The 23,123-nt window shown below is 61.4% G+C and carries 20 protein-coding genes; 18 read left to right on the top strand and 2 right to left on the bottom strand.

Annotated elements, in window-relative coordinates:
- Positions 1 to 189: 189 nt before the first annotated feature.
- Positions 190 to 1,095: a LysR family transcriptional regulator gene (locus tag AC0Z5Z_RS17865; RefSeq protein WP_256809917.1), complete on the bottom strand. Its 906-nt coding sequence runs from the start codon at positions 1,093 to 1,095 to the stop codon at positions 190 to 192.
- A gap of 118 nt (positions 1,096 to 1,213) precedes the next feature.
- Here AC0Z5Z_RS17865 and AC0Z5Z_RS17860 point away from each other — a divergent pair, with 118 nt between their 5' ends.
- Positions 1,214 to 2,140 carry an alpha/beta hydrolase gene (locus tag AC0Z5Z_RS17860; protein WP_485611434.1) on the top strand — a complete coding sequence of 309 codons (927 nt, stop codon included), beginning with the start codon at positions 1,214 to 1,216 and terminating at the stop codon, positions 2,138 to 2,140.
- Positions 2,141 to 2,234: 94 nt separating this feature from the next.
- Positions 2,235 to 2,444, top strand: a complete 210-nt coding sequence (locus AC0Z5Z_RS17855; RefSeq protein WP_056785649.1) for a hypothetical protein — start codon at positions 2,235 to 2,237, stop codon at positions 2,442 to 2,444.
- 1 nt (position 2,445) lies between these two features.
- Here AC0Z5Z_RS17855 and AC0Z5Z_RS17850 read toward each other — a convergent pair whose 3' ends face one another.
- On the bottom strand, positions 2,446 to 3,420 hold the full coding sequence (locus AC0Z5Z_RS17850; RefSeq protein WP_485611433.1) for an NAD-dependent epimerase: 975 nt from the start codon (positions 3,418 to 3,420) through the stop codon (positions 2,446 to 2,448).
- Positions 3,421 to 4,105: 685 nt separating this feature from the next.
- Between AC0Z5Z_RS17850 and rfaH the strand changes: the two genes are divergently transcribed.
- The 16 genes from rfaH (at position 4,106) to AC0Z5Z_RS17770 (ending at position 23,015) form a co-directional block, all read left to right on the top strand.
- Positions 4,106 to 4,624 (top strand): transcription/translation regulatory transformer protein RfaH, encoded by a 519-nt coding sequence (gene rfaH / locus AC0Z5Z_RS17845; protein WP_056785643.1) that lies wholly within the window; start codon positions 4,106 to 4,108, stop codon positions 4,622 to 4,624.
- A gap of 51 nt (positions 4,625 to 4,675) precedes the next feature.
- Complete coding sequence (locus tag AC0Z5Z_RS17840) at positions 4,676 to 5,836, top strand: outer membrane beta-barrel protein (protein ID WP_236168958.1); 1,161 nt, start codon at positions 4,676 to 4,678, stop codon at positions 5,834 to 5,836.
- A 12-nt stretch (positions 5,837 to 5,848) separates the two neighbouring features.
- Complete coding sequence (locus AC0Z5Z_RS17835; RefSeq protein WP_056785638.1) at positions 5,849 to 6,382, top strand: polysaccharide biosynthesis/export family protein; 534 nt, start codon at positions 5,849 to 5,851, stop codon at positions 6,380 to 6,382.
- Positions 6,383 to 6,384: 2 nt separating this feature from the next.
- Positions 6,385 to 8,694: a GumC family protein gene (locus tag AC0Z5Z_RS17830; protein ID WP_485611432.1), complete on the top strand. Its 2,310-nt coding sequence runs from the start codon at positions 6,385 to 6,387 to the stop codon at positions 8,692 to 8,694.
- 66 nt (positions 8,695 to 8,760) lie between these two features.
- Positions 8,761 to 10,152: an undecaprenyl-phosphate glucose phosphotransferase gene (locus tag AC0Z5Z_RS17825; RefSeq protein WP_485611431.1), complete on the top strand. Its 1,392-nt coding sequence runs from the start codon at positions 8,761 to 8,763 to the stop codon at positions 10,150 to 10,152.
- Between the two features lie 46 nt (positions 10,153 to 10,198).
- A complete protein-coding gene (locus tag AC0Z5Z_RS17820; protein WP_485611430.1) occupies positions 10,199 to 11,557 on the top strand; it encodes a UDP-glucose dehydrogenase family protein in 1,359 nt (452 codons plus the stop codon).
- The gene (locus AC0Z5Z_RS17815; RefSeq protein ID WP_122746365.1) at positions 11,554 to 12,261 is read left to right on the top strand and encodes a WecB/TagA/CpsF family glycosyltransferase; all 708 of its coding nucleotides are present in this window, start codon (positions 11,554 to 11,556) and stop codon (positions 12,259 to 12,261) included. Before AC0Z5Z_RS17820 ends, AC0Z5Z_RS17815 begins: the two co-directional genes overlap by 4 nt.
- Before the next feature lie 11 nt (positions 12,262 to 12,272).
- Positions 12,273 to 13,352 (top strand): glycosyltransferase, encoded by a 1,080-nt coding sequence (locus AC0Z5Z_RS17810; protein WP_485611429.1) that lies wholly within the window; start codon positions 12,273 to 12,275, stop codon positions 13,350 to 13,352.
- Positions 13,349 to 14,455 (top strand): glycosyltransferase, encoded by a 1,107-nt coding sequence (locus AC0Z5Z_RS17805; protein ID WP_485611428.1) that lies wholly within the window; start codon positions 13,349 to 13,351, stop codon positions 14,453 to 14,455. The genes AC0Z5Z_RS17810 and AC0Z5Z_RS17805 overlap by 4 nt, the downstream gene beginning before the upstream one ends.
- Position 14,456: 1 nt before the next feature.
- The gene (locus AC0Z5Z_RS17800) at positions 14,457 to 15,764 is read left to right on the top strand and encodes an O-antigen ligase family protein (protein ID WP_252885930.1); all 1,308 of its coding nucleotides are present in this window, start codon (positions 14,457 to 14,459) and stop codon (positions 15,762 to 15,764) included.
- Positions 15,758 to 16,687, top strand: a complete 930-nt coding sequence (locus AC0Z5Z_RS17795; protein WP_305383005.1) for a glycosyltransferase family 2 protein — start codon at positions 15,758 to 15,760, stop codon at positions 16,685 to 16,687. The genes AC0Z5Z_RS17800 and AC0Z5Z_RS17795 overlap by 7 nt, the downstream gene beginning before the upstream one ends.
- Positions 16,688 to 16,704: 17 nt before the next feature.
- Complete coding sequence (locus AC0Z5Z_RS17790; RefSeq protein WP_485611427.1) at positions 16,705 to 18,123, top strand: oligosaccharide flippase family protein; 1,419 nt, start codon at positions 16,705 to 16,707, stop codon at positions 18,121 to 18,123.
- Positions 18,124 to 18,154: 31 nt separating this feature from the next.
- Entirely contained in the window at positions 18,155 to 19,210 is a 1,056-nt protein-coding gene (gene galE / locus AC0Z5Z_RS17785) for a UDP-glucose 4-epimerase GalE (protein WP_485611426.1), read from the top strand.
- 30 nt (positions 19,211 to 19,240) lie between these two features.
- Complete coding sequence (locus tag AC0Z5Z_RS17780) at positions 19,241 to 20,719, top strand: family 16 glycosylhydrolase (protein ID WP_485611425.1); 1,479 nt, start codon at positions 19,241 to 19,243, stop codon at positions 20,717 to 20,719.
- A gap of 409 nt (positions 20,720 to 21,128) precedes the next feature.
- Complete coding sequence (locus AC0Z5Z_RS17775) at positions 21,129 to 22,313, top strand: MFS transporter (RefSeq protein WP_485611424.1); 1,185 nt, start codon at positions 21,129 to 21,131, stop codon at positions 22,311 to 22,313.
- 27 nt (positions 22,314 to 22,340) lie between these two features.
- The gene (locus AC0Z5Z_RS17770) at positions 22,341 to 23,015 is read left to right on the top strand and encodes a polysaccharide lyase family 7 protein (protein ID WP_476249359.1); all 675 of its coding nucleotides are present in this window, start codon (positions 22,341 to 22,343) and stop codon (positions 23,013 to 23,015) included.
- Positions 23,016 to 23,123: the final 108 nt, after the last annotated feature.

The raw sequence follows: 23,123 nt of genomic DNA, 5'->3' as shown, positions 1-23,123 counted from the left end.
CGCAGATATTGTTTTTATTGTTCCTTCAAATGATCCGTGCCGAGCACAGACATCATCGGATTACAGTGGCGATGACACGCAAGTTTCTGCGCCACTGTTTGCAAGAGTACGGCTCGCCAAGATTGGCTGGATATAGCTGAAAAAGCACACCTGCTGTGAATTTTCGGCACAGCTTCTATCGCCGATTGATCAGTCCCAAGGCGCCGGCGACCACGCTTCCACCAGTCTGTCGATGAACAGCCGAATCTTCGGCGACAGGTGTCGCTTGCTCGGATAAATCACCCGGATCGGCTCGGCAGCCTCGGCGTAATCTGCGAGCAACTGCACGAGCTTGCCACTGCGCAAGTCATCGTTGACTACATAGGATGGCAACGTCGCGATACCGAGGCCTGCGGCAGTCGCCTGATGCAAGGCCTCAGCGCTGTCCATCTGCAGCCGCCCGGCATGAATGACCGACACAGGCTGACCATTGACGCGAAAATTCCACGGCAGCAATCGGCCGCCGCTGACGAAGTGCAGGCACGCATGCCCGGCGAGATCTTCGGGTGTCTGCGGTGCCGGATGTTCTTTCAGATAATCGGGCGAGGCACAGGTGATCATTTGCTGGTAAGCCACCGTGCGCGTGAGTAGTCCGGAGTCTTCCTTGGGCGGACCGATGCGAATCGCCAGATCGAAACCCTCGTCGATCAGGTCGACCAGCCGATCGGAAAACGTCGCGTCGATGGCGAGCGACGGCCAGTCTCTCAGGCAGCGCTCGATGTGCTGCACAACGTGCAGCCGGCCCAGTGCTACCGGCAGGCTCATGCGCAAGCGGCCGCTGGGCGTCGAACGGCGGAACGCCAAAGCTTCTTCGACCTCGTCCAGATCCTGCAGGATGCCCACGCATCGCTCATACAGCACCCGACCATCGTCGGTCAGGCTCAGGCTGCGGGTGGTGCGGTTGAGCAGACGGACCTGCAGACGCGATTCGAGCCGCACGATCGATTTACCGACGGCCGAGCGAGTCAGCCCGAGTTGCCTGGCCGCCGCCGTAAAACTTCCGGCATCCACCGAGGCGACGAAGGCGGCGATGTCGTTCAGGTTATGCAGTTCCATGTGGCCTCCGGGTTTGGCATTCAAGCGGCTTGGCACCGGTTATGGGGAACCCTATTCCCTAATCATGAGCATAACATCTCGATTAGTTAATCCATCACCAACGCCTGATTGAGGTCATATGAACACTGAAGTAAAAGCAGCCGTGCAAACCTGGGCCAACAGCCTCAGCGATCTGGTACCCGTACTCAAGGGCACCGATACCACCACACAGATGAGCGACATCCGCGATGCCTACGCAAAAATGCTCGGGCAGAATCAGCCGCCGGCTGGCGTGAGGTTTGAAACAGTCGACATGGGCGGCGTGCCCGCTACGCTGGTGACTCCGGATGAACTCAAGACCGACGCGGTGCTGATGTCCATCCACGGTGGCGCCTACATCGTCGGTCGACCTGACGGCTACCACGGCATTGGCGGCAACTACGCAAAAATGCTTGGCGCGCGGGTGTACATGCCGGATTACCGCCTTGCACCCGAGCATCAGTTCCCCGCCTCCATCGATGACACTTTGCGCGCCTATGAGTGGCTGCTCGAGCAGAACATCGCCGCCAGCAAGATTGCCTTCGCAGGCGAGTCGGCGGGTGGCGCGATGGTGGTCAGCGTGATGGTCGCGGCAAAATCCAAAGGCCTGCCATTACCAGCGGTGGGGTCGTCAATCTCGCCATGGGCCAACCTCGAACACACCGGCGCCTCCATGAGCAATCGTGAAGGCCTTGATCCGCTGAACTCCAAGCCCGTGCTGGACATCCTCGCGCGAGCCTTTCTCGGCGACACCTTGGCCAACCATCCGCTGGCGTCGCCAGTGTTCGCCGACGTCACCGGACTGCCACCGATTCTGGTGCAGATCGGCGAAAACGAACTGATGCTCAGTGACGCCATGCGTCTGGCCAATCACCTGGCGGACAACCGCGTCCGGGTCAATCTTGAAGTGTGGCCCGGCATGTTTCACGCCTGGCATTTCTACGCGGGCATGCTGGCCGAGGGGCAGCAGGCGCTGGAGAGCTCGGTGCGGTTTATCGAGGCGGGGTTGACTGAGGCTAATCGCTGACCAGACAGCATTAGCTGCTGATCGGGGACACTTGTCGCTGTATTGCTCGGCGCCTTGGCGGTATGGTGATTTGCCGACCGCCGAGGAACCCTGAATGCCGAAAAAACCACCAGCCCCTGACAGCACCGCCAGCGCAGCCGACATCGAACGCGCCATTCTGGCCTTGAACAAAATGGCCGAACGCCTGTGGGGTGACGGTCGTGAGGCCGAGGCCAAGGCGCTGCTCGATGCACTGGATGCGCTGAATCGCGCCCTCGACCGGATCCGCATCGGGGAAAGTCGCAGGGCCGTCACCCTGCACTGAATCAGACCTGATAGAACTCGCGATACCACTGCACGAACGCTTGCACGCCCTGCTCGATCGGCACCTGCGGGCTGAAGTCGATGCAGCGTGCCAGCGCCGACACGTCGGCCCAGGTCTTCAATACATCGCCCTCCTGCATTGGCAGATAACGGCGCTGGGCCTTCATGCCCAATGCCTGCTCCAGGCATTCGACGAAGCTCAATAGCGCTACTGGACTGCCGCGACCGATATTGAACAGCCGGTTAGTACCACGCTCGGCGCTGAGTGCGGGCGGTTTGTCGAGCAGTCGCAAAATCCCTTCGACGATGTCATCGATGTAGGTGAAATCCCGCGCCATTTCGCCTTGGTTGTAAAGGTCGATGGCGCGCCCGTGCAGCATGGCTTCGGTGAATTTGAACAGCGCCATGTCCGGCCGCCCCCACGGGCCGTACACGGTAAAGAAGCGCAGGCCGGTGGCTTGCAAACCGTAGAGATGGCAGTAACTGTGCGCGAGCAATTCGTTGGCACGCTTGGTCGCGGCGTACAACGAAACCGGTTGGTCGACCGGGTCGTCTTCTGCAAACGGCATCTTGGTATTGGCGCCATACACCGAGCTGCTCGAGGCGTAGATCAAGTGCTCCGGCGGATGGCGACGGCAAGCTTCCAATACGTTGAGAAACCCGACCAGATTCGATTGCGCATATGCATCAGGATTGTCCAGCGAGTAGCGCACACCGGCCTGGGCGGCCAAGTGAATGACCTGTTTGAAGTGTCCGTGCTGTAACAGCGCGTTCAACGCCGCCTGATCAACAATGTCCAGTCGATGGAAAGTGAAATTGGCCAGCGTCTGCAATCTGTGCAAACGCGCCTGTTTGAGTTTGACGTCGTAATAAGGATTGAGATTGTCGATACCCACAACCTCGAGCCCCTCGCGACACAAACGCATGACCGTGTGATAACCGATAAAACCTGCGGCACCTGTTACCAGAACACTCATGATCACCTCGGCTCACCGGTTGGACTTTAAGGAGATACACAGCACCGAACATTTACCGGCCAACAACGGCAACTATTGATAGACGACCCTAGTTACCCTGGCCAGCAGCATCCGACGCGAGGTATTTAAAAGCCGAACTGCCGATGAATCGAAAGATGTAAGATTGAAACTAATTTGCTATCACGGACGCCATCTAACACCCGCGACTTCAATAACTTCGAAAAGTTTAAAAAATCCGACGAATAAATTTCACCGTTCACAAACAATGACTTACGAAACACGGCCATTATCAGCGGATGAAAGGCAGTCTTTTTGACTGTTATTAATTGACAGCTTGCAAAGACTGGCCGATAACTTAGCACTGCCCGAAGAGCTCGCGCCGCCGCGCACTTTTCTGCTCTCCGGCTACTTATGTAATTGGATCCTGAAGGTCGCAACTGCGAACCGTGCGGTAGCTTTGCCTGAATGAAAGCGCGCCGATTCGTTATAGCCAAGACGGCCACGGATATAACAATAACCAACCAAGTTGATTCATTTTTGAAACACTTCTTCTGCCAATAAACATTGATGCATCTGGCTCGGCACTTTGCCTTGATCAGCCTACTACCTACTAGCAAGCATGACGGCTCGTCCCACGCTATCGGCCGTCCTGCTTAAACGATCGCTATGTATGGAGTACTCCAGCATGCTAACGGTTTGCCGCAACGGCTCTAACTGGTATTTATTGCAGTGCAAGCCCCGCCAGGATGAACGGGCACAACTCAATCTGCAGCAACAGAACTATTCGACCTTCCGGCCGCAGCTGATGAGCGAGCGCAGTATTCGTGGCAAACGCCAACGAACACTGGAATCGCTGTTCCCCGGCTACGTGTTCATTCAACTGAGCCGCGACGACAACTGGGCACCGATTCGCTCGACCCGTGGTGTCAGCCGCATCGTCGAATTCAACCATGTCCCCGCCCGGGTCGATGAAGACGTGATCGCGCAATTGCGTGAGCGCAGTCAGGAGTCGATCGGCTTTCCTGCGGAACCGACACTCAAGCCCGGCGAACCTCTGCAAATCGTCCAAGGTCCACTGTCCCCGCTCGAAGGCGTGTTCCTCTCCATGCAGGGTGATGAACGGGTGATGATCCTGCTCAATTTCCTCAACCGCCAACAGCACGTCAGCGTCCCGCTGAGTTACCTCGAACGCCAGCGACAATAGTCCGGATCCGCTTCGCCCTGACCCCGACCCCCTTAATCAGGAGCGTGATCCATGGCTCTGAAGCCTCGCTGTTCCCTGGTTTTAGTCGTCGCCTGCTGTGCCCCCGAAGCTGCCTGGAGCGTTGAGCCGCAAGCGATCAATGTGTACGGCTTCGATTTCACCCCGACCTTTGCCTTGTCGGAAAGCTACGACGACAACTTTCGTGAAGTCGAACACGATGTCGAATCGACCATGGTCACCCGCCTGGCGCCGGCCTTCGAGCTCAAAGCCGAGGACCGCAACAGTGCCACGCGGGTGATCTGGGAGCCGACCCGCTACATCTATCACAGCGCCTCGGACGCTTCGAACACCGCCCAGCGTCTGCGCGCCGACAGCATCATGGAATTCACCGATCGGCATCGGCTGAAACTCGAAGCCGAGGCGCGCAAGTACGAGCGCACCACCTCGACCGCCGTCGACGGCATCAACGACAAAATCGAGAGCCAGCGCGTCGGCGGCGTCTACACCTTCGGCGCGCGCAGTGCGCTGAACCAGATCGACCTCGGCGCCAGTTACGCAAGGCTGCGCTACGACAACTCCGACGGCATCAACGATGACAAGGAGCGCAACACCAGCAATCTGTCCAGCACTTGGTATCACCGCCTCGGCAGCAAGACCCGTGGCCTGCTCGAATACGACCACACCCGCTTCGATTACCTGCAATCGAACAGCCCGCGCAGCAGTCGCTCCGACGCGGTGCTGGCTGGGGCCGAGTGGGACATGACAGCGAAAACCACCGGCAAGCTGCGCGTCGGTTACGAGCGCAAGAATTTCGACCAGAGCGGTTCCGACGACCTGAGCAACCCCACCTGGCAAGTGGATCTGGCGTGGAAACCGCGCACCTACTCGACCTTCACCTTCCTCGCGCGCCAGGCCATGGCCGAAGGCGATGACGGCTCCGACGCGGTGAAAGCCACCTTCACCCAGTTCGGCTGGCGCCACGGCTGGACCGAGCGCATTACCACGATTGCTGAAGCCGGCATGGGCCATTACGTCTACGAAGGCCAGGATCGCAGCGACGATTTGCAGGATTACAAACTCGGCGTGAATTACGCAATGCGCCGCTGGCTGGACGTCGAAGTCGCCTACCGCCACCGCGACAACGACTCCGATGCCGACAACGAAAGCTTCACCCGCAATGTTTTCCAGATCACGTTCGACGTCAGTCTTTAGGAGGGTTGGGCCATGCACACGCGCCTGATTTTATTGTTGTTGCTGCTCTGGACAGTGCCCACGGTCGAGGCGGCGGACACCGACACCCATTACCGCCTGGCCGCTGGCGATGTCTTGCGCATCATCGTGTTCGGCGAGCCGGAACTGAGCTTCAAGAAGATCCGCCTCAACGATGCCGGCACCTTTTCCTATCCGTTTTTAGGCGAAATCGTCGCCAAGGGCCTGACGCCCAATCAGGTCGAACAAAAGCTCGTCGACGGCCTCAAGCAAGGCTACCTGGTCGATCCGAAAGTCAGCCTCAGCCAGATCGAGTACCGCCCGTTCTACATCAACGGCGAGGTGCAGAAGCCCGGCAGCTATCCGTTTCAGCCCGGCCTGACCCTGGAAAAAGCCATCGCCCTGGGTGGCGGCCTGACCGAACGCGCCTCGATGAAACGCGTGACGATCCTGCGCGGCAGTGGCGGCCCACCGGTCACTGAGAACATTTCGCGCACCACCGTCATCGCCCCCGGCGACACCATTTCCATTGCACAAGGCTTTTTCTGATCATGGACAACAGCCCAAGCACCTACCTCGAACGTCCGCTCCAGGGCCACTTGCCAACGCAAGCCGCCGACGAGTCGGACACCCTTGATCTGCTGCATCTGTGGCGGGTGATCTGGTCGGCGAAGTGGAACATCGCCTGGCTTGTGCTGCTCAGTTGCGCGCTGGCCGTGGTGGCGCTGTCGTTCATCACGCCGCAATACGTCGGCAGTGCGACGTTGCTGATCAAGGACAAGACGCCACCGGTGTTGAGTTTTCAGCAGGCCGCCGAATCCGGCGGCGCCACCACCACTGATTACTTGCAGACCCAGCAAGCCCTGCTGCAATCGAGGGAACTGGCCGAGCGCGCCGTGCGCAAACTTGGCCTGACTATTAACCCGATCACCGATCCACGCCAGCAGGCGCAGAGCTGGTTCACCCCGCGCCAATGGCTGGCGGAGCTCAATCGCGACCAGTGGCTGCCATGGCTGGACCTGTTGCCGCCGCCGAAGCCGCCAGCGACCGAAGAGCAAGTGTTCAATGACGTCACGCAAAACCTGATGCTGCACACCAGCGTCAAGTTTGTCGGCAAGAGTCAATTGCTCGAGATCGACGTCGAACTGCCCGACCCGGCACTCGCTGCGGCGGTGGCCAACGCCCTCGCGCAAGGCTTCATCGACAGCCAGCAGGACACCAGCCTGAAGTCTTCGCAAAACAACACCAGCTGGATGAACACCCGCCTGGTCGAGTTGCGCGACAACCTGCGCGTCGCCGAAAACAAGTTGCAGGCCTATCGCGAGGAACAGGGTCTGGTCGATGTAGACGGTGTCGCCACCATCAGTGCCAACGAGCTGCAGATGACCGGCAACCGCATGATCGATGCGCGCCGCGATCGTGCCGAAGCGGAGAGCCAGTTCCGTCAGGCGCAAGCCTTGAGCAACGGCGACATCAGTCGTTTGTCCAGCGTGCCGGCAGTGCTGAGCAATCCGCTGATTCAGCAGTTCCAGGCTGATCTGGCCAAGGCTCAGGCCAAAGTCGAGGAGTTGTCGGGCCGCTACGGGCCGAAACACCCGGCGCTGATATCCGCCCGTTCCGAACAGCGCACCGCCGCCAACAGTCTGCGTCTGCAAGTGCAGCAAGTGGTCGCCGGCATCGAGCGTCAATACCAATTGGCGGTGGCCAGCGAAGACGCCCTGCGCAAATCCTTCAACAGCAACAAAGCGCAGATTCAGGACATTTCGCGCAAGGAATTCCAGCTGCGCGAATTCCAGCGTGAAGTCGACAGCACCCGGGCGCTGTACGAAACCTTCGTCACCCGCCTCAAGGAAACCGCCGCCACTTCGGACATGGATTCGGCCAAGGCGCGCATCGTCGACCCGGCGATCGCACCGCTGGAAGCGAGCAAACCGCGCAAGAACCTGATTCTCGCGATTGTTGCGCTGGTCGCTGCGGTGGTTGGCGTCGCCCTCGCCTTCCTCTTCGATACGCTGAGCAACACCTTCAAGACCGACGACACCGTCGAGAGTCTGCTCAATGTGCCGTTGCTCAGCGTCGTGCCGCTGGTGATGAAGAAGAGCCGGCGGCAGTTGGCGCGGTTGTTCGAAGACAACGACCACCCGCGCTTCTGCGAAACCATCCGCAACCTGCGCACCTGGCTGATGCTGCAGAACAACGAACGCCCGGCGCAGGTGGTGCTCGTCACTTCCTCGGTGTCGGGCGAAGGCAAAAGTACCATCGCCAACAACCTTGCCTCGTCACTGGCGCCACTGGAACGGGTGCTGCTGATCGATGCCGACATGCGGCAGCCGACGCTGTCGCTGAATTTCGATTTCCCGCCGCAGAGCCCCGGCCTCGCCAACCTCATGGCCGGCAGCGCGCGGCTGGAAGACTGCATTCGCAGTGTCGGTAATCTGGACATGCTCCCGGCCGGCTGCCTGACGCCCGCAGCGCTGGACCCGTTCGAGGCACCACGCTTGAAAGCCTCGAGCAGTTCGAGCAACGCCGTGGCCCCCGCGCAGGACTTGCTCAGCTCACCGCGCCTCGGTCGGCTGTTGCAGATTCTCAAGTCGCGCTACCGGCACATCATCATCGATTCGCCGCCAGCGGAAATCGTCAGTGACGCGCTGTTGCTGGCCCAGCATTCCGATGCGGTGATCTACGTGGTCAAGGCGCAGAGCACGCCGGTCGGCCAGGTGCGCAAAAGCATCGCCGTATTGCAGCAGAGCCAGGCGCCGGTGTTCGGCGTGGTGCTCAATCAGGTCGATCTGCGCAAGGCGCGCAAGTACGGCCATGGCCATTCCCGTTCCTTCTACGACTACGACTTCGCCCCGCGCTGATCCTTCGGGCCGTGCCGCCCGGCCGTAGCCTGTCCTTCCCTGTTCGATGAATCGGAGATCGCGCCGATGACCTCGCAATATTCCGCGCAAATGGCACACCGTCGCGGCCTCACCTTCTGGGGGCAATGGTTGTGCGCAATGACCCTGGTCAATCTGTTGCTGATTGTTCTGGTCCACTGGCGCATCGGCGCCTTGCCCAGTGAATACCGGCTACTGATCATCCTCACGGTGCTCGGCTCGATGCCGGTCTACAGCCTCGTTCAGGTCTACCACAAACGTCATGGCCTGCTGGTCGGGCTCGGCCGTTTGCTGGCCGGCTGGCTGATTCTGCTCGGACTGCTGATGAGCATCGCCTTCGTCACCCAGACCAGCGCGTTGTTCTCCCGGCAGGTGGTGATTGTCTGGGCGGTGGTCGGTTTTCTCGCCCAGGCGGCGACGTTTCTGCCGCTGCATCTGTTCGTGCGCATGTACACCAAAATGATTTGCAACGAGCGCCGCGCGGTAATCATCGGCACCTGCCCGACCGCCCATGAACTGGCGCGCAAACTCCTCGACCCGGATCGCGCGTTACTGCTCGGGTTTGTCGCGGCGAAAGCCGACAGCGGCCCGGCGCCGAGCATTCTGCCGCTGCTCGGTGAAGTCGAGGACATCCGCGAAATCATCACGCGCTTGCAGGCGCGGCGGGTGTACATCGTGCTGCCGATGGCCGAGGCGGCGACGATCGAAGCGTTGTACATCAATCTGCTCGACATGAACGTCGACGTCGTCTGGATTCCGGACCTGGGCAGCATGGTCTTGCTCAATCATTCGATCTCCGAGATCGAGCGGATGCCGGCGATCTATCTCAACGAAAGCCTGCTTACCTCGCACCCCGGCAGCCTGTTCTGCAAGGACCTGTTCGAACGCAGCGTTGCAGCGGTAGCGCTGATTCTGCTCAGTCCGCTGCTGCTCGGCGTGGCCATTTCGATCAAGTTGACGTCGCCGGGACCGGTGCTGTTCAAGCAGAACCGCCATGGCTGCGACGGCGAAGTGATCCGCGTGTGGAAGTTTCGTTCGATGCGCGTGCACAACGATCAGCAAGTGCGTCAGGCCACCCGCGACGACGACCGCGTCACACCGCTGGGACGCTTTCTGCGGCGCAGCTCCATCGATGAGCTGCCGCAACTGTTCAACGTGCTGTTCGGCCACATGGCGCTGGTCGGGCCGCGTCCGCACGCGGTCACCCACAACATCTATTACACCGGCAAGGTGCGCGCCTACATGGCACGGCATCGGCTCAAGCCTGGCATCACCGGGCTGGCGCAGATCACCGGGCACCGCGGCGAAACCGAGACCGTGGAAAAGATGCAGCGCCGGGTCGCCCAGGACCTCAATTACATCAATCAATGGTCGCTGTGGCTGGACATCAAGATCCTCCTGAAGACGCCCTTCACCCTGTTCTCGAAAAACATCTACTGACAGCGGCCAGCGCTCTGGCCCACCCCGCCACGCATGAGGTTTTCCCATGAATGTGAGTGTATTCGGTATCGGTTATGTCGGACTGGTCCAGGGCGCCGCGCTGGCCGAGGTCGGCCACAACGTGCTGTGTGTGGATGTCGACGCGGCCAAGGTGCAGGCCTTGAACGACGGCACTCTGCCCCTCTACGAACCCGGCCTGAAAAGCCTGGTGCGGGACAATCATCACAGCGGCCGTCTGCAATTCGGCAGTGATCTGGCCGCTGCGGTAAAGCACGGCGATGTGTTGCTGATCGCGGTCGGCACGCCGCCGGACGAGGACGGCTCGGCGGATCTCAAACATGTGCTCAGCGTCGCCCGCACCATCGGCGAGCACCTGCGCGGCGAGCAGATCATCGTCGACAAATCCACGGTACCGGTGGGCACGGCGGATCGGGTACGCGAATGCATCAGCGCCATCCTCGCCGAGAGCGGCCGCGCTGCGCTGACCTTCGACGTGGTCGCCAATCCGGAATTTCTCAAGGAAGGCTGCGCGGTCGACGACTGCATGCGCCCCGACCGGATCATCATCGGCACCGACAGCCCGCGCGCCGAAGCGCTGATGCGCGAGCTCTACGAACCGTTCAATCGCAACCGCGAAAAAATCATCGTCATGGATGTGCGCAGCGCCGAACTGACCAAGTACGCCGCCAACTGCATGCTGGCAACCAAGATCAGCTTCATGAACGAGATGGCCGGGCTTGCCGAAAAGCTTGGCGCCGACATCGAAATGGTTCGCCATGGCATCGGCTCGGATCCGCGCATCGGCTACCAGTTCATTTATCCCGGCATCGGTTACGGCGGTTCGTGTTTTCCCAAGGATGTGCGCGCGCTGATCCACGCCGCCCACGGCGTCGACATCGATGCGCGCCTGCTTCGCGCAGTCGAGTCGCGCAACAACGAGCAGAAAAGCACGCTGTTCCACAAGATCGCCGAGCACTTCAACGGTGCGCTGGAAGGCAAGACCTTCGCGCTGTGGGGCCTCAGTTTCAAGCCCAACACCGATGACATGCGCGAAGCGCCCAGCCGCGTGTTGATGGAGGCGTTGTGGCGAGCCGGCGCCAATGTGCAGGCATTCGACCCGAAAGCCATGGAACAGGCGCAGCAGCTTTACGGCCCGCGCGATGACCTGACGCTGGCCGGCACCAAAGAGGCGGCGCTGAAAAATGCCGACGCGCTGGTGATCGTCACCGAGTGGCAAGCGTTTCGCGCGCCGGACTTCGAACTGCTCGCCCGCCAGCTTAAAAATCCGCTGATCTTCGATGGCCGCAATTTGTTCGATCCGCAACGCCTCAGCGCACGCGGTTTCACCTACATCAGCGTCGGCCGGCCAACCTGCGCCGCTGAAGCACAGGATCTCGCGTCATGATCCGCCTGGAATTGCTCGACCGTTATTCGCCGGCCCTGCTGGAATCCAACCGGGCGTTCTCCTTTCTCAACTTCGCCTCGATCGGCAGTTTCATCCGCCAGCCGCCGCCGTCGCTGGCGTATTTCTGCGACGGCATGCTGATGTCCGGGTTCATGTCGCGCATCACCGGGCGCGCGGTGCAGCGGGTCAGTTTCGATTTCACCTCGATTGCCGATCCGGTGTTGCGCGAGTCCGAGCAGCGCGGCAAACGCGTCTACGTGGTCGGTGCGCGGCAGGCCGAGCTTGATCGTTTCGTTGACAAGCTCGGTATGCAGTACCCGCGCCTGCAACTGGTCGGCGCGCACAACGGTTACTTCGACGCCGAACAAGGTGCGGCAATTCAAGCTGACATCCGCCGACAGCGCACCAACCTGCTGCTGGTCGGCCTTGGCGCCGGTCTGCAGGAGCGCTTTATCCTCGAAGCACTGCGCGGTGGTTTCAGCGGCGTGGCGTTCACCTGCGGCGGTTTCATTCGTCAGGAGGCCAATGCCAGCGAGCGTTACTACCCCGACGCTATCAATCGCCTGCACCTGCGCGCCTTTTACCGCATGTACCGCGAGCCGCACACGATCAAGCGCTACCTGCTCGACTACCCGAGCAATGCCCTGCGCCTGACCGAACTGATTCTGCGCCAGCAAGTGGCAATCAATGTCACTGCCCCATGAGGATTGTGCCGATGCATATTCTGTTCACGCTCAAGGATTACCAGACTGGCGGCGGCGTCGAGTGCGTGCAGCAACGCCTCGCCGAGCAGTTTCTGGCGGACGGCCGGCGGGTGAGTTTTTTCGTCATGAACGGCGACTCGCCCAACGTCGACGGCGCGCCGAGCATGGCCGGTGGCGGCAGTGGGCTCGCTGGCTGGCTGAAATCGATCGTGCTGCTGCGCCGGTTGATTCGCCGCGAAGGCGTGACGCACCTGATCGGTGCCAAGGAGCAGGCCAACCTCTGCACCTGGTTCGCCACCCTGGGCAGTGCCTGCAAAGTCATCTACACCCGCCACGCCGCGCTGGATTGCGCCGAGCAGAACACCGGGCGCGCCAGCCTGCGCCTGTTGTACGCGCTGTACCTGTGCGGCAGCGGCAAGGTAGTCGCGGTGTCCCACGGTCTGCGCCAGTCGCTTGCCGGGTTGATGCCGTGGGGCCAGCCGCGCATCCGTTATTGCCCGAACGCGGTGATCAGCGAGCAACTGTTGCGTGCGGCTCAGGCGCCGTTGCCCGGTGGCGTGCCCCATCATTATTGGCTGGGTGTCGGCCGGCTAGTGGAAACCAAGGGCTTCGCGCTGCTGCTCGACGCCTACGCGCTGGCGGCGCAACAACGCCCGCTGCCCTATCTGGTAATTGCCGGCGACGGGCCGTTACGCGCAGCGCTTGAAGCGCAGACACAACGGCTGGGCATCGAACGCCTGGTGCATTTCACCGGGCATCTGCGCAATCCCTATCCGCTGATCCGCCATGCGCAGTTGCTGGTGCTCAGCTCATTGCACGAAGGTTTGCCGACGGTGTTGGTCGAGGCGCTGGCGCTGGGTACGCCGGTGATGTCCACCGATTGCGGCAGCGGGCCGCGCGAGTTGCTCGACGATGGACGCCTCGGGCGTTTGGTCGTCGTCAACGATGTGCCAGCCCTGGCCGAGGCGCTGCTCGACAGTCTGGCCAGCCGCGAACCCGAGCCGCCGCCCCGACGCTCAGTCAGCGACGCGATCCTGCCCTATACCAGCCAGTACGCCGCGCAGGCTTATTACCAGGTGTGGAACCGATGAAAAAGCTGCTGATCATTCTCCAGGACCTCGGCGCCGGCGGCGCGGAGAAAATGATGGTGCGCCTCGCCGGTGCCTTGGTTGAGGCCGGCAACGAAGTCACGCTGCTGATGCTCACCGGTGCCGGCATCAATCAGCCGGCGCTCGATCCGCGGGTCAGGCAAGTGCTGCTCGACAGTCCGCGCAGCGCGGCGGCTGTGCCGGCACTGACACGGTTTTTACGCAGCAATCAGTACGACGCGCAACTGGCCGCCCTCACCCACGTCAACGTCGTGGCGATTGCCGCCGCCGCGCTGTCCGGGACGCTGGCGCGGCTGCATGTCAGCGAGCGCAATGCCTTTTCGCGGGACAAACACGTCAACCCGGCATTGTCGGTCAAGCTCGCCTACTGGCTGGCGCCGTGGTTGTACCGGCTGATTCCCAACCCGGTGATCTGCGTGTCACAAGGCGTCGCCGAGGATCTGGTCGACACCACCATCGCCCGCGCGCGCGATGTGACGACCGCTGACAACCCGGTGCTCGACAACGATTTTCGTGACAAACCCGCCGCCGCGCCCAGCCATCCCTGGCTGAAGGACAAAACCACCCCGGTGATCGTCGCCGTGGGTCGACTGGCGCAACAAAAGGGCTTCGACACTCTGATCGACGCCTTCGCCCGTCTGCCGCAACGCGATGCGCGGCTGATCATCTTCGGCGAAGGCGCCCTGCGCGGCGAACTGCTGGCCCAAGCGGCAGCGCTCGGCGTCGCAGAGCGTTGTGATCTGCCGGGATACGCCAGTGACCCTATCGCCGAGATTGCCCGAGCGGACTGTTTCGTCCTGTCGTCGCGTTTCGAGGGCAGCCCCAACGCGTTGGTCGAAGCCCTGTCGACCGGCACGCCGGTCGTGGCGACCCGCTGCCCGTACGGCCCGCAGGAAATCCTCGGCGATGGCGCCGTCGCCCCCTTGGTCGAGGTTGACGATCCGGCCGCGCTCGCCAGCGCAATCAGCGCACAAATGGCCGCACCACGAGCCCTGCATCGCCAGCGGCGGATTGATGCCGCCGCGCGCTTCGTCAGCGGCCGCGCGGTGCAGACCTACCTCAAGGCGTTACTCGGGAGGCGCTGAGATGAACCGCCTGCAAGTGCGTTATTCGACACTGGCCGACGCCTTCACCTTGTTTGGCGTGCTGTTCTATACGCAAGTGATCGGCTTCTTTCTGCGCCTGGGGAATGTGAGCACGCTGGACGATGCCCAGCAGGATCTGGAAGGCAATCTGGCCAATCAGGTCTGCGGCTTGCTGACGTTGCTGGTGCCGCTGTTCTTCTTCATTCGCCACAAAGTGTTCCTCAGCAAGAGTTTCTACCGGCAGAACCTGTTTTTGCTGTTGTTTCTCGGCTGCGTGGCGGCGTCGATCAGTTGGTCGAGCGAGCCGATGCTCAGTTTCAAGCGTTTCATTGCGCTGCTCAGCGTGGTGTTTTTTGCCGGTTTTATCGCTTGGCGCTACAGCATCGAGCGGATCGCTTTTCTGTTCGGCTGCGTGATCGGTGCAGCGGCGCTGGTCGGGTTGATCTTCGCCGTGATTCGCCCGGACATCGCCTTTATTTCCGGCGGCATCCGTGACGGGGCCTTTCGCGGGGTGTTCGCGGAAAAGAACGCTGGCGCACGCCTGAACGCGATTGCGATCCTGTTGCTGCTGCCGATGATCCGCCAGCGCAACCCGCTGGCCATGCTGTATGGGCTGTTCGCGCTGATCGCCATCGGTCTGGCGCAGTCAGCCACGGCGATTGCGCTGATCGTCGCCGGCACCGCCAGTTACGCCTACTTCATCACGCTGATCCGGCTGCGCATCAACCGCTCACTGCTGGCCTTCACCGCCGCCACGTTGGTGTTCTTCCTCTTGTGTGGGGTGCTTTACGCCAACTACGCCATGCTGCTGGAACTGGTCGGCCGCGACCCGTCACTCACTGACCGCACGTTGATCTGGGAGCTGTTGCAGCCGCTGATCGATGCGCAATTTCTCAAGGGCTACGGCTTCGGCGCGTTCTGGGCCAGTGCCGATGCCGATGCGTTTATCACGCGCTGGGGCTACATCGGCAATGCCCACAGCGGCTACGTTGAAACCCTGCTCAACGGCGGTTTGATCCAGTTGATCGCCCTGCTGCTGATGTTTGCCCAGACCCTGAGCAAGCGCTATCGGGCAATCACGGCGGATCAGTCGGCGCGCTATCAGGCCTGTGCGCTGGTGATCATCGGCCTGTTCGTCGTTACCAATTACGTCGCCTATGTGATTCCCAACTACCGCTCGGGCGAGTTCCTGATTTTCTGCGTGCTCAGCCTGACCTTCCGCCACCACCTCGTCGCTCGTCCGCAGCCGCTGCCAGCGGCGAATGCTCGGCCAATGCGCGGCACTTTCCGGGAGCAACGCCCATGCTGAATGATCCCTCGGCCGTCACCGTGTGCGTGGTGGTTCCGCTGTACAACGCCGCCGCCAGCATTCAACGCACACTGGACTCGGTGTGCGCACAGACCCGCCCGCCGGACAAAGTCATTGTCGTTGATGACGGTTCCAGCGATGCCGGGCCAGAGATCGTCAGGCAGTACGCCGCGCCCTTCCCCATCGTGCTGTTGCAGCAGCCCAACCAAGGCCCGGCCAGTGCACGCAATCGCGGCGTGTTCAGCGCCGAAGAAACCTTTATCGCTTTCCTTGATGCCGACGACCGCTGGCATCCGGAAAAACTGCAAAAACAACTGGCACTGCACGCGGAATTGACCCGACAGGGACGCAAAGTCGGTTTGATCGATTGCTTTCAGATGAGCGAATTCAGTGATGGCAAACGCCAATTGGAGGATCGCTGTAAACACGGCGAGCACTTTGCCGACTTCATGCGCGAGAACATCATCAACGGCACCTCCGGCGTACTCGCCCTGCGCGAGATCATCGTCGCCATTGGCGGCTTCGATCAGAGCCTGCGTTTTGCCGAGGACCGCCTGTTGTGGACGCGCATCGCGGAAATCAGCGAGATCCACAGCGTGCCGCAGATTCTGCACTGGCGCGCCGTCAATGCCGCCAACATCACCGCGCAACCGCACAAGTATTACCCGCACAAGCTGCGCTTCATCCAGCTGTACCTGGCGCGTTACGGCACCCGTTTGAACCAGCAACAGCGGATCTATTTCGTTCTCGCCAACCACGCGGAATTTCTCAATGCCTTCTCCCGGCGCGGCGATCATCGACGGGTTATCGAGGTGTTCCGGCAGATGCTCGGGCATTCGTGGCAGACGCTGTTGTTCTCCCGGGGCAAACCGACCCTGCGCTACCTCTACGCCTGCTTCAAAAGTCTGGGCAACAGCCGCTGAATTTCAGGGATCGCGCCATGGCCAACCGTCGCCTGATGACCCTCGCATGGATTTTCACCGAGAAGTTCGGTCTGATTTTCCTGTCGATGATTACCTTTGTCGTCTACGCGCATTTGCTGACGCCGACGGAGCTGGGCATCGGCACGCTGATCATCGCCGTGGTCGAAGTGGTCGGCATTCTGTTCTCGTCGATGCTGGAAGACCCGCTGGTGCGCCTGCAGCGGATGGAAGACAAACACATCAGCAGCGTGTTCTGGTTTGCGGTGCTGGTCAGCCTGCTATCGATCGCGTTGATTTCGCTGGCGATGGTGCTCTATACGCCGTCCACCGCGCTGCGCTGGATGACCGCTGTGGCCTCGGTGAAAATCCTTTTCACCCTGATGGCGCGGGTGTATGTGGCGCAAATGCGCCGCAGCGGCAACTTCAAGCTGCTGGCCTCGCGTACCTTGCTCGGCAAAGTGGCTGGCGGTGTCGGCGGGGTGGCCGTGGCGCTGTTGGGTTTCGGCCCGTGGGCGGTGGTCGCGCAGGCGCTGATCATGGACGGCATTTCCACGCTGGTGCTGATGCGCAGCGAACGTCGGCGCATTCCCTTGCTGATCGACCGCCAGGTGCTGAGCGAACTGCTGCGCGCCGGTCTGCCGGTCTGCGTCAATGTCATGAGTTCGCAAACCCTGCAACGCGGCGTCAATCTGATTCTCGGCCTGACTGCCGGGGCGCACGCGGTGGGCATGTTCAATCTGGCCATGCGCATCATCGACCTGCCGCGCTCGGCGATCTACAACGGCTTGATGAGTTACGCCTTGCCGGTGTTCGCCCGGCGCAGTGCCGAACCGGCGCGGCTGATCGGGATGATTGGCGATTCCACGGTGATCAGCGGCTTCGTGCTCACGCCGCTGTTCTTCGGCATCGCCCTGACCGCCGAAGACGTCATCCTGCTGATCTTCGGCGCGAAATGGGCCGCCGCGATTCCCTTGCTGCAAGTGCTCGCCTGCACGGCGGCGCTGGGCAATCTGGCGCTGTATGCAACCACTGCGCTGGTGGCGGTCAATCGCACGCACCTGACGCTCAAGGCCGAAGTTGCCACCACCCTGCTCGCGCTGGCGCTGGTCTATCTGCTCGGCGCGACCTACGGCGGCATGGCGGCGGCGCTGGCATTGCTGCTGCGCATGCTGCTGATCACGCCGCTGCAGGTACGCGGCCTGCACGCCGCGATCGGTTACGACTGGCGCAGCTTCTTTCAGTCCAGTTACCGCAGCCTGCTTGCCTCTTTCGTGATGGTCGTCGTGGTGATGTGGCTGTCGCGGCAGACCGGCCTGTCCGGTTATGCGCACCTGGCCGGCGACATTGCCATCGGCACGCTGACCTATGCCTTGGCCTACAGCCTGCTGCACCCGCGCTGGCCGCAAGAATTCAAGTTGGTGTTCACCGCCCGCTGAGCCGGATTTCCTCGCAATGGAGCACGTCGTCATGCGCAAAACCACGTTGATCACGGGCGGTGCCGGCTACATCGGTTCGCACACGGCACTGCAATTGATCGAGTTTGGACACTCGGTTCTGATCCTCGACAATCTGTGCAACAGCAGCCGCGAAGCAGTCGCACGGCTAGAGCTGTTGAGTCATTCGCACGTCGATTTCATCGAGGGCGATATCCGCGACGCCGCGCTGCTGGACGAGATTTTCAGCACCTATGCGATCGACGCCGTGCTGCATTTCGCCGGGCTCAAAGCCGTTGCGCAAAGCGTGCGCCGGCCGATGGATTACTACGCCAACAATGTGTTCGGCACGCTGAACCTGTGTCAGGCGATGGCCCGCGCCCACGTGTTCAATCTGGTGTTCAGTTCCTCGGCGACGGTGTACGGCGAGCCGGCCCGCATGCCCATCGTCGAAGAGCACGGCACCGGCAAACCGGCCAATCCCTACGGGCGCTCGAAGTTGATGATCGAAGAATTGCTCAGCGACCTTGCCCTCGCCGATTCACGCTGGAACATCGCTGTGCTGCGTTACTTCAACCCGATCGGCGCGCACCAGAGCGGGCTGATCGGCGAAGCACCCAACGGTCGGCCGAACAATCTGCTGCCGTGCCTGACCGAGGTTGCCAGCGGCCAGCGACATGCGCTGACCGTTTATGGCAATGACTATCCAACCGTTGACGGCACCTGTATTCGCGATTACATCCATGTGCTGGATCTGGCCGAAGGTCATCTCAAGGCGCTGCAGGTTTTGCAAGGCGACGAGCGTGGCCTGCACGTATGGAATCTCGGCAGCGGCACCGGCTACAGCGTATTGCAGATCATCAGCGCCTTCGAAGACGTCACCGGCCTGCGCATTCCCTACCGGTTCGCTGCCCGCCGCGCCGGTGATGTCGCCGAGTGCCGCGCCGACGCGAGCAAGGCTGGGCGCGAGCTGGGCTGGCGGGCACAACGCGAGCTGACGCAAATGCTCATCGACAGCTGGCGCTGGCAGACCAGCAACCCATGGGGCTACCGCCCGCAACCGGCGCCGCTGCTGGCGGTGGGCAGCTGAACCGGCGCACATCCATGTTAGGGACGACTCATGAACAGATCACCATGCTTGCTGTTGGTTTTGCTGCTGCTGAGTGCTGGCGTCAGCGCCAATATTCCACGACCGGTCACCGATGGACTGGTGCTGTGGCTGGACGGCAATGATCCCGCCTCGATGACTCTGGAGGGGCAAAACCAGGTCGTGCGCTGGCGGGACAAATCCGGCAAGGGCAATGACGTCACTGTCGACAACCGCGCGGCGACGACATTGCCCACGCGCGTCGACAACGCCCTCAACGGCCACGGCGTGGTGCGTTTCAGCGGCACGGCGGCGTTCATGGGCCAGGCGATCCGCACAAGCAAAGGCCCGGTGACAGTCTTTATCGTCTCGCGGCGTCTGCCCGAGCAGGCCGGCGGCAAGGCCTGGCAGCGCCTGTTCAGCTCGCGGCCGCAACTGGCGGACAACGACAACGTCGCACCGAATTTCGGCATCAGTGTGCAGCAGACCACCGCCTACGAGCCGGCGCTGGCGTTGCTGGAAACCAGTGACGTGCCGATCGGCCCGTTCGCGGTGGCGCGCAACGTCGTCGGCACCTCGGAAATCCTCCGTGGCGACATCGCCGAAGTACTGGTGTATGACCGTCCATTCAGCAGCCAGGAAGAACGCCGCAATGTGTTCGAGTATCTCGCGCAGAAATGGGCGGTCGCCATTCCGCAGCAGGCCGATGCCTGGACCCGCGTCGGCCCGTTAGGCGCGACCCCGACGCACGTTACGCCCGATCTGCCGCTGTCGGATCAGGCCAATGCCGGCGGCTGGAAACTCGATACACGGCTGTCCGACGAATTCAACGGCAGCACCCTCGATGTCGAGCGCTGGCACGTCAACAACGCCACCGGTACCGATTCCCTCGGGCGCAAACCGGCGCTGTTTTTGCCGGAGAACGCCAAGGTCGGCAGCGGTAATCTGAACATCACCTTCCGCAAACAGACCCTCCCGGAAAAATACGTCGCCCTGGGCTACAAGGACTACAGCTCGGCGATGGTGCGCACCAACGAACGGGGCATGTACGGCTATTACGAAGCCCGGGCGAAGCCGATGAACTCTGCCGGCTCCAGTGCGTTCTGGCTGGCGTGGACCGGGCTGCCGGACAACGCCACGGAAATCGACATATTCGAAATCGGCGGCAAAACCCGCGACGAAGCGTTCGACCGCCGGTACAACATGAACGCCCATGTCTGGGCCAGACCGCAGAATGATCAACACCTGAGTTCCGGCAGCACCTGGATTGCACCGTGGCGGCTGGCCAGTACCTTTCATGTCTACGGTTTCGACTGGCAACCCGAGACCTTGCGCTGGTACGTCGACGGCGTATTGGTCCGGGAGGCGAAGAACACCTACTGGCACTTCCCCATGCAAATCGTTTTCGACAGCGAAGCGATGTGGGACTGGTTCGGGGTGGTCGACGATGCTGACCTGCCGTCGGTGTTTCGCATCGATTACGTGCGGGTCTGGACGCGCTCAGCGCAGTAGTGCTGTGCTCAACGGTTTTGTACCCTCGCTTGCATCCGCCACCGCGCGCGGAAAACTCCCTGACCCACGCGCAATTCTTTCGGCGTGCCGTTCGGCACGATCTCGCCCCCCTCCAAGCGCCATCCCCCGCCCCTCGATACCCGCAAAAACCCCTCGATCCTGCTCGCAAAGGTTGACGTGCGCCAAGCCAACCGAGCGGCTGCCCTCGCCCTTTGCTCTACCATCCATCGGCTGTGTTGGAAAATCATCAAACCCAAGTGCAAGTCCGTTATCAGAATCGATAACCACTCCAGCAACAGACATCCTCGAGGACACTCATGGCTAATGATCCCTCCAACTCCGATCGCATCTGTTCCAGGCCGGAGCATGCGGTCGAGACAACCTTTCCTGCCAGCAATCCGATTTCACCGTGAGCCTTGACCGGCGCAGCCTCAATCTTGTCACGGCAGCGTTCGCGCTGACGGCGTTGTCCTATGGCCTGGCGCGCTTCGCCTATGGACTGCTGCTACCACAGATTCGTCAGGATCTGACGCTCAGCGTGACCGCTGCCGGATGGATCGGTGGCAGCGCTTTTGCCGCTTACTGTGTGGGCATCGTTGCGACGTTTATCTGCAACGGCAAAGTCAGTCCGCGCGGGTTGACGGTGATGGCCGGCGCCGCCGCGACGCTGGGCATGGGGCTGGTGGTGATGGCTTGGTCGGGCTTGGCGTTGGGCTGCGGGGTCGCGCTGGCGGGATTGAGCACGGGTCTGACTTCGCCGCCATTGGCCAGTGCGGTGGCAGCGCGTCTTGATGATGCGGATCGTCCGCGGGCCAATGGCTTTATCAATGCCGGGACGGCAGCGGGTATCGTTTTCTCCGGCCTGGCGGCGATAGTGGCGGCCGGGCAGTGGCGGCAACTTTACGCGCTGTTCGGCTTGATCGGCATCGGCGTCACGATCTGGCTCTGGTTTGCGGTACCGCGCCGGGTCGAGCGTGACGTCGCGCAGAGCTTCTCGCTGGCAATGCTGCGTCGACACGGCGTACTGCCTTTGTGCGCCAGTGCTTTCCTGATGGGGTTGGCGAGCACGGCGATCTGGACATTCGGCGCCGATATTTTGCGCAGTGAGGCTGGTTTCTCCGATCAGGCCATTGCGTGGGCGTGGATCGTATTGGGCGCTGCGGGAATCAGCGGCTGCATGACGGGCGTGCTCACTGGCCGCTTCGGTGTCGCACGGATGCAGCATTTGGCGCTTGCCGGGATCGCCCTCGGGACGTTGGGCCTCACTGGCGCATCAGTTTCAGCCGGATCGGGCCTCGCCGCGATGTGTCTGTTTGGCGCGGCCTACATCGTTTCTTCAGGCGTTTATCTGCTGCAAGGCATTCGTTTGTTGCCGGACCGCCCGGACCTGGGACTGGGCAGTCCGTTTCTGCTTCTGGCGCTCGGTCAGACCGCTGGCACGCCGGTTTTCGGCGCGGTGCTGGAGGCTGCCGGTGTGATCGTTGCCCTTTGTGTTTTCGCGGCGGCCGCTTGCGCCGCCATGGTGCTGTGCCCAAGAGATGGTGAAAGTCCGCGCAGACAGATGTGCCAATCCACCGAAGGCTTGGGTCGCTAATGATTTTTATCGTCAGGAGTACAAACCATGGCCGTAAACATCAGCAATCTCACCCTCTCCACTCCGGTACCCGTCTCGGCGACCAATCCAGTCGCACTGGAGCTCAACGGCGCCGAAGCCATTGCGCAATTTCCCAGCATCGTCACCGTGCTGCCGGACGGATCGCTGCAACTGTCCGCGCCGACCAAAGGCGCCTCAAGCAAGAGCACCCACCGCACCCGCTGCGAATGGAAAGAATCCTTCTATTGGTCGCTGGCCAGCGCCGCTGACCACCTCAACTATCAGGAGATGACCGTGACCAAGGTCAACTCTGCGCAGAAAGTCGTTATTTCGCAGATGCATGTGAAAAACGACGACAGCCCCGCCATCAAGGTGTTCTGGCAGAAAGGCAACATCACCATGGGCTTCCGCCAGAGCTTCAATCAGCCCATCCCGATCAACACCACGGTGCTCAAGGGCGTGCCACTGGGGGCGAAGTTCAAGATCACCATTCGCGCCAACTCTGCCGGCGTAGCTCGAGTCACCGTCGACTACAACGGCGTTGTCGGTACATCAGGTGATTTGCAGCTCGACTCAACCTGGAATTCGCAGGTGTTCAATTTCCACGGCGGGGTCTACAACCAGATCGACTACACCGACGCCACGCCGCCAGAGGATGGCTCGATCTGCATCATCAGTGACTTGTTGATTTCGCATACTTAGGCGCTGAAACGAGCAAGGGCCTGCGTAGTTTTTGCATGCATGGCCCTTGTCGGAGCTCAGCCCGATGATTGGTTTTCAGCCTCCTCTCGAACCTCAAAACAGCCTGCG

It is taken from the genome of Pseudomonas sp. 1L-E-NC-VB-C3 (assembly GCF_057291535.1).
The sequence above is the reverse complement of the archived record's forward strand: the minus strand, read 5'-3'. Positions and strand labels throughout refer to the sequence as shown.

Bases quoted from the DNA above. Each gene is read 5' to 3' on its own strand.
- AC0Z5Z_RS17865 (WP_256809917.1), bottom strand. From the start codon at position 1,095: ATGGAACTGCATAACCTGAACGACATCGCCGCCTTCGTCGCCTCGGTG.
- AC0Z5Z_RS17860 (WP_485611434.1), top strand. From the start codon at position 1,214: ATGAACACTGAAGTAAAAGCAGCCGTGCAAACCTGGGCCAACAGCCTC.
- AC0Z5Z_RS17855 (WP_056785649.1), top strand. From the start codon at position 2,235: ATGCCGAAAAAACCACCAGCCCCTGACAGCACCGCCAGCGCAGCCGAC.
- AC0Z5Z_RS17850 (WP_485611433.1), bottom strand. From the start codon at position 3,420: ATGAGTGTTCTGGTAACAGGTGCCGCAGGTTTTATCGGTTATCACACG.
- rfaH (WP_056785643.1), top strand. From the start codon at position 4,106: ATGCTAACGGTTTGCCGCAACGGCTCTAACTGGTATTTATTGCAGTGC.
- AC0Z5Z_RS17840 (WP_236168958.1), top strand. From the start codon at position 4,676: ATGGCTCTGAAGCCTCGCTGTTCCCTGGTTTTAGTCGTCGCCTGCTGT.
- AC0Z5Z_RS17835 (WP_056785638.1), top strand. From the start codon at position 5,849: ATGCACACGCGCCTGATTTTATTGTTGTTGCTGCTCTGGACAGTGCCC.
- AC0Z5Z_RS17830 (WP_485611432.1), top strand. From the start codon at position 6,385: ATGGACAACAGCCCAAGCACCTACCTCGAACGTCCGCTCCAGGGCCAC.
- AC0Z5Z_RS17825 (WP_485611431.1), top strand. From the start codon at position 8,761: ATGACCTCGCAATATTCCGCGCAAATGGCACACCGTCGCGGCCTCACC.
- AC0Z5Z_RS17820 (WP_485611430.1), top strand. From the start codon at position 10,199: ATGAATGTGAGTGTATTCGGTATCGGTTATGTCGGACTGGTCCAGGGC.
- AC0Z5Z_RS17815 (WP_122746365.1), top strand. From the start codon at position 11,554: ATGATCCGCCTGGAATTGCTCGACCGTTATTCGCCGGCCCTGCTGGAA.
- AC0Z5Z_RS17810 (WP_485611429.1), top strand. From the start codon at position 12,273: ATGCATATTCTGTTCACGCTCAAGGATTACCAGACTGGCGGCGGCGTC.
- AC0Z5Z_RS17805 (WP_485611428.1), top strand. From the start codon at position 13,349: ATGAAAAAGCTGCTGATCATTCTCCAGGACCTCGGCGCCGGCGGCGCG.
- AC0Z5Z_RS17800 (WP_252885930.1), top strand. From the start codon at position 14,457: ATGAACCGCCTGCAAGTGCGTTATTCGACACTGGCCGACGCCTTCACC.
- AC0Z5Z_RS17795 (WP_305383005.1), top strand. From the start codon at position 15,758: ATGCTGAATGATCCCTCGGCCGTCACCGTGTGCGTGGTGGTTCCGCTG.
- AC0Z5Z_RS17790 (WP_485611427.1), top strand. From the start codon at position 16,705: ATGGCCAACCGTCGCCTGATGACCCTCGCATGGATTTTCACCGAGAAG.
- galE (WP_485611426.1), top strand. From the start codon at position 18,155: ATGCGCAAAACCACGTTGATCACGGGCGGTGCCGGCTACATCGGTTCG.
- AC0Z5Z_RS17780 (WP_485611425.1), top strand. From the start codon at position 19,241: ATGAACAGATCACCATGCTTGCTGTTGGTTTTGCTGCTGCTGAGTGCT.
- AC0Z5Z_RS17770 (WP_476249359.1), top strand. From the start codon at position 22,341: ATGGCCGTAAACATCAGCAATCTCACCCTCTCCACTCCGGTACCCGTC.